Source organism: [Chlorobium] sp. 445 (assembly GCA_002763895.1).
In the GTDB taxonomy this organism is placed as follows: Bacteria; Bacteroidota; Chlorobiia; order Chlorobiales; family Thermochlorobacteraceae; genus Thermochlorobacter.
Genome location: NSLH01000054.1, coordinates 1 through 6,482, shown reverse-complemented (window position 1 = coordinate 6,482; position 6,482 = coordinate 1). Strand labels below are relative to the sequence as shown.

Genomic DNA, 6,482 nt, shown 5'->3' with positions numbered 1-6,482 from the left:
GCGTGTATCAGATTTAATGCATAGCGGTAGCGACAATCCCACTGTTCTGCCTACGGCTTCTTGGCTTGAGGTGATTCGTGTGCTCTCAGAAAAAAGTCTCGGGGCTGTCAATGTTGTCGATAGCGAAGGTAATTTACTTGGTATTGTTACTGATGGCGATGTCAGGCGTATGGTTCAGCGTGTGAAAGCTACTGACCTTGAGCATCTCTGTGCTGAGACCATGATGACCAAGAATCCGATTAGCATTTCAGCGGAGCGTCTTGCCGCTGAAGCCTTAGATATGATGGAAAATCGCCCGTCACAAATTTCTGTCTTGCCTGTCGTAGAGGGCAAACGCTGTATCGGATTGATTCGCATTCATGATATTGTGCGGCATGGTTTGTAGATGTCTCGTGGCAAACATGCTCTTGGCATCAGTTGCTTGCTCTGCTTTCCCCTATTGCGCTGATTTTGCAAATCAACTTCGCATTTGTTACCTTAACGACTGGATCATACCCGTTTTGCAATATCTTTTTCGCTCCAAGTTTTTTGTTTTTTTGCCTCGCTTTGAAGCGCTGAGCACCATAGCGTTTCAAATCATTAGCAGGGCCTTGAGCTCAAAGCGGGTAGTGCAGCACTTTGGTGAGTCGTAGAAACTGTGCGATTTCATGCTAAATAAAAATAGGGTTCAAAGCATATGGCAGACACTTCTTTCAGCAAGATTTTCTCGAGTGCAAGTCTGAGAGGAAAACTTGTTCGTGACTTTTTGATTTCGGCAGGCTTGCCGGTTTTGGTTATCGGCACTGCACTTGCACTTGTGGTATTCTTTATGCAGCGTGCCCAGCTCGATCGATATATTTCTGACATTGATAAGGTTGTCGAATCACGTGTCTTGGAGCAAGATCGGATTTTAGGCGCAGTGCTGGAGCAAAATTTAACGCGTCTGGAAGCAAGTTTGAGAGATGAAGTCAAGCGCACGGAATACTCTGACGCACTTTTGCAATTTCCTGCTTCGCCTAATGATGCGCGACAGAAATTGCATACTGTGGCTGCAGATGCCATGCAGCGTCTCAAACTTAGCATGTTTACTATCGTGGGTTCTGATGGACGTGTGCTCACACGCGCAACCGATCCTACAAAATTCGGCGACACTACTTTTGCCTCTGAATACCGAAATTCACCGCGTCCAGTCGCTGCCCTTGGTCGATTCTGGCAGTCGGCTCTGCAAGGCAATGCAACCTCTTCATTTGAACTCTATCCAGTTGAAGCCCTTCAACTCGAAGCTGTTACTGAGCTCAATGTTATTCCAAATGTTACTATCGCTGGTAAAAACTCTCTTTCAGATCAAGCTCGTGTCGATGGCACAAGTTACGGCAGCGATATTGCTGGCAAAGAAGAACGAGGCTTGATGCTCAGTGTCGTGATGCCGATTCGCTCCCGATCTGGCGATGTGCTTGCCGTAGCTTTTGCTGGGAAATTGCTCAACAAGAACGACGAATTTTTGCTCAGCGAGTACCACTCCTTCATTCCCAAAGATGCTTTTTCTATTTCTTTTACAATTGATAGCATTCGCGTTCTGACTTCCGAGCAAGTCTCCAGTGACATTCCTGCTTTTGGCTATAAGATTCCTTTGCCTGCATGGGAAAAGGTTAAGAATGAAAAAAATGCGCTTGTCAAAGGGGCATCAACAAATGTTACACAGAATGCGGTTGCACAGTATAACGCGCTCAAAAACAGTGCTGGCGAAACGATTGGGTCTGTGCTCGTCTCACTTGATTACGATCAGTATGTTTCTATGATAAACGCGCAGCGCGAGTCGCTCAACACCTTGTTCTTGCTGGTTTTGGGATTAGTCTTTCTGATGCTTGTAGTGAGCCTTGGACTGGCTCTTATCACGGCACTGAGTCAGAGCGAGAAGATTCTTTCTTCGCTTGGTGAGGTCAAATCGCTGATGGGCAGCATCCTTGAAGGTGACTACAATGCGCGCGCAAACATTGCTACAGGCGACGAGTTTGAAGAGATTTCTAATCAATTCAACGAAATGATTCGTCGTCTCTCCACGCTGATTGAGACTGAAACAGAGCGCGACGCTATGCAGAAACAGCTTACTGATTTGCTCATTGTTGTGTCGAACTCTGCAGAGGGCGACTTTACACAACGCGCCGTTGTTACCGAAGGGGCACTTGGCGCACTTGCTGACTCGTTCAACCTGATGGTCGATGACCTCGGCAAACTTATTGAAGAAGTTCAGACTGCGGCGTTGCAAGTCGGTGGTGCTGCATCCGAAATTCTCGCTGCAACGGAACAAATGGCACGCGGTGCAGAAGAACAGTCTGTCCAAGTCGCCAACGCTTCTGCGGCTGTCGAAGAAATGGCGGCCTCGATTCGTCAAGTTGCAATGAATGCTGACTCTGCTGCTGAAGCGGCGCAACGCGCAGCACAAGTTGCGCAAACTGGCGGTAACACGGTGCTTGAGACCATTGAGGGCATGAGACGCATTCGCGCTACCGTGCAGGACTCTGCACAGAAAATCAAATCGCTTGGGGAATCCTCACTTGAAATTTCAAAAATCGTGCAAACTATTGAAGATATTGCCAACCAGACGAACCTGCTGGCTTTGAACGCTACGATTGAGGCTGCACGCGCTGGTGAAGCTGGACGCGGTTTTGCAGTCGTCGCTGAACAAGTGCGCGAACTTGCAGAACGCTCCTCGAAAGCCACTAACGACATCTCGCAGCTGGTGCAAACGATTCAGTCTGAAACGCAAGATGCCGTGTCGGCTATGGAACGCGGTACGCTTGAAGTGGAACGCGGTACCAAACTTGCTGACCAAGCCTCACGCGCACTCGAAGAAATCCGAAGCGTGGTGCAACAATCCACCGAACTTATTCAAGAAATCTCGCTGGCAGCAAAACAACAAGACATTGCGTCCAGCGGTGTTGTAAGTGCTATGACTGAAGTGTCGCAAATTGCTAAACAATCACTCTTAGGCTCTAAGCAATCTGCACAACTTGCCATGCGCCTGAATGCGATTACGCAGCAACTTGCTCGCTCGGTCTCGCGCTTCCGTATCCCATCTTCGGTTGGGGTTAAAGAAAAGGTCGGTGAAATCCTCGATGCGTCATCTCGTCCATCGACACCACCTGCGCCTTCGAAATTTGACGATGTGATTTTGCCGTCTCTGCAGGCCGAAGATGACTTATTCTTGGAAGACAATCTTTCTAATTCTAACCCAAACAATACCAACAAACGACCGCTGCTCTGAGAGGTCATTAGGATTTTGATGTTCTGGGGCAACGCTCTAACAGCAATGAGAGAAGAAAACTGGAGAAGGATATATGGCAATGGAAAACCCTCTTGCACAAAGCACAGGCTTAGGCAAGTCTTCACGCCTTGCTTCATTATCGTCAACTTCTGATGACGCTGTAAAAACTTACCTTGATGAAGTCATTCATCTCTTTCTTTCTGATTTAGCAGCTCAAATTAAGTCCCTTCGACGTAAAGCGCGCTCGCGCGCCAGCAAAACCATCATCCAATTTTTCCAAACGCTCGCTAAATCCCCACAACCGCTGCACGATTTGCGCAATATGGAAATTGACGCACTTAGAGATTTTGGCGATTTCCTCTACAGTGTGAGCCAAACCTTGAAAGAAGAATTGCTCAGCGGTCATCTCAAATCGCACGACACGCTCAATCAGAACCTTGAGCCTACTGCACAATTTCTGAACGAATCTTTAGCTGCACTTGAATCGCGCAAAGACATCATCAAAATTCTCAGCGACTACGTCGCTCATGCGTCATCGCAATCACATGATGCATTTCTCTCTGCGCCTGTCCATGAGTCCGTGCCGACCCCAAGCATCTCTGAAGTCTCGACTCAAGCGCACCTCGACAAAAAACGCACCAAACCTTTCTTCGTCAAAGAGACTTTCAATCCTGACTTTGGATTTCGCCTTGAGTCACTCTTTAGCGCATCTGTCAATATTGCGTCTTATAGGGCTGCTAATGGACACTCAAAGCCAGAACAGTCAAAGTCAAGTGTTCCGTCAGATGCTAAGCCTAGCGTAACACACAGCGCTGTCGAGCAGTTTCTTCAGTATATTGCGGAAGCAACCGAAATGCGCGCACAGCGTGAAAACTTCTCACCTCTTATTGCGCGCACTTTCTCTAAGCTAGCTCAGGCGCCCGATGTGTTTTCTGAACTTGCTAAACTCAATTTTATCGCTGGACTTCAAGATTTTACTGATTTTCTTTATAGCCAACGCCAACGTCCAGCCAGTGCCCTGTCGCGCTCACTTGCTGGTGAAGTTGCGCAACATTTAATCGGATTGTTTAAGGCTGCACTCAGCGAGGCTCAAACTGTCGCACAACTTACGGACTATCTCGAAGGCGCATCCGAGGAAATTGATGACGCCCTTTCACTTCTTGATGTGGCTACACCGCCACCCACCGAATCCGTTGAACTGCCTAAGGTTGACCCGACGGCACTCACACGTGAGCTTGAACCCGAAGTTCCACTTGAAAACGAGCCTACTCCAACAGAGCCGACAGAGTCAGAGTACATCAGTTATGTTACTCAAATTCTGACTCGTGTGCACAATCAAGTCCCACGCGAGTCCTTAGGCTATGAGCAAATCTCTTCACTTCTTAACTCTGCAGACCTTCTCATTTCGCTTAGTCAAACTGAACACGAGTGGCTCAAAGAGTTTGCGCACTTCATCGGAGAATCGTGGTCTAATCGCGTTCCGATCGAGAAACTTAATGCGCTCGCCGATGATATTGTCGCTTCGCTGGCTTCGGCACTTTCAGCGCAAACACAAGTCTCCACTGCCCCGTCTCTCGACACCGAGCTTGACGATTTGCTCTCGTCGCTCAAACCGCTGCCACTCTCAAGTGAACCCGAAGAACTTCCAACGATTCCAGCAGAGACGCTGGAAAACATCACACATGAAATCGAAGAGACTATCTCTCTACCTGAACTTTCTACAGAGACTCAAGAAACTTCTTCGCCTGACACACTTGACGATTTCGGTTTGCCTAAGCCAAGTGATGAGATTATTGCAAGCGAACATTTTGAACTGCCTACGCCAGAAGATCATCTTGCTGCTGAACTTTCTGATGCCCTCTCTTCACTTGCAGATACCGATAGCCTTGATTTTCAGATGGATATGCCTGAAGAAGAAGTGCTACCTGATTACTTCGGGCTTGCCACAGAGGTGCTTCGCACAGTGCAATTAACCCTGCCACGTACTGATGCTGGAAAATTTGCTTTCGATTTCTTTGATAGGCTACTTACCGCAGATGACTTGCTTGGCGCACTTCAAACCTCGCCACTGTCGTCCATCCGCGATATTGGCAATTTTATCCTTTCCGCTAATCAATCTCGACCAACAGAAGAGATATTTACTTCTCGGCTTATGACCAAAGCCAATGAAGCCATTGGCTCACTCTTTGCAGAGTTTGAGCGCCAGCGTGCTGCGGAAGAAACTGCCAATGATCTTACTTTCTCACCTGCTGACTTTCTTGAAGACGAGCCCGAAGCATCACATTCTGAAACGCCTTCTATACCAAGCGAAATTGTTGTACCTGTCTTTCCCAATGCTAAACATGATATTGCACCACCAACTGACTCGACTGATGAACTCGATGTCTTACCTGAGCAACTCTTCGACAATTTGAATCTTCTAGCCGATGCACCGCTGCTTGAGCCGCTCTCGACAGCTGACACGGCTCTCGATGAACCTGTATCTTCAATGCCGCAAGATGTTACTTCTGACCAGCCCAGTGCGTCCATGCCGCAGGATTTTGCTCTCGATGAGACACCAACTTCACCGCAAGCGTCAACCGATGAGCTACTCACACTTAAGGAATTGCCCGAACTTGAGACTTCGCTAGATGACACAACGCTTTTGACTTCTGAACCTACACCAAGTACCGTCACCACTCCGCCCTCTTCGCCTGCTGATGCGACAAGCGGAGACGATTTGATATTCAACACAGACTTGCTTGCCAGCGAATTTCTTTTAGACGAATCCTTGCTCAGCGATACTTCACTTGAACAACCCGATACGCAAAAGTCTGCACTCTCTTCGCTGCATGACCTTTCATCCAAAACTAGCTCACCAGATGATCTTTCTGAACAACATCTTGGCGACTCCTTGCTCACATTAGACGATTCAGCCTTTCTTGGCACAGAGACATTGCTTGATGACGCACCATTATCATCTGCTACGGATATCGCACTACCCTCATCACCTACTAAGGCTCTGGATGATGCAGCGCCTGCACCTGATACCACGCTGGACTTCTCAACTGAACTTGCTTCCGACGACACCAGCAATCTGCTGCTTGACACTGATGCTCTTAATGCAGACGCACTCAGTCTGCCCGAGCTCGACAATGTAAGTGCACCTCTTGCATCTCCTTCTGCTCAACCACAAAGCCGCAAAAGTTCGTACCTGATGAACTTCAGCAAATCTTCTTAGAGGAAGCCACCGAATACC

At 48.1% G+C, this 6,482-nt stretch carries 4 protein-coding genes; all 4 read left to right on the top strand.

Annotation, left to right across the window (positions count from 1 at the left end):
• Positions 1-385, top strand: a 385-nt coding sequence (locus CMR00_12515; GenBank protein ID PIO47045.1) for a KpsF/GutQ family sugar-phosphate isomerase, incomplete at its 5' end; no start/stop codon positions are given.
• A gap of 16 nt (positions 386-401) precedes the next feature.
• Positions 402-632, top strand: coding sequence for a hypothetical protein (locus CMR00_12510; GenBank protein PIO47044.1), 231 nt, complete (start codon positions 402-404; stop codon positions 630-632).
• Between the two features lie 44 nt (positions 633-676).
• Positions 677-3,244: a hypothetical protein gene (locus CMR00_12505; GenBank protein ID PIO47043.1), complete on the top strand. Its 2,568-nt coding sequence runs from the start codon at positions 677-679 to the stop codon at positions 3,242-3,244.
• 73 nt (positions 3,245-3,317) lie between these two features.
• Positions 3,318-6,464, top strand: a complete 3,147-nt coding sequence (locus CMR00_12500; GenBank protein PIO47042.1) for a hypothetical protein — start codon at positions 3,318-3,320, stop codon at positions 6,462-6,464.
• Positions 6,465-6,482: the final 18 nt, after the last annotated feature.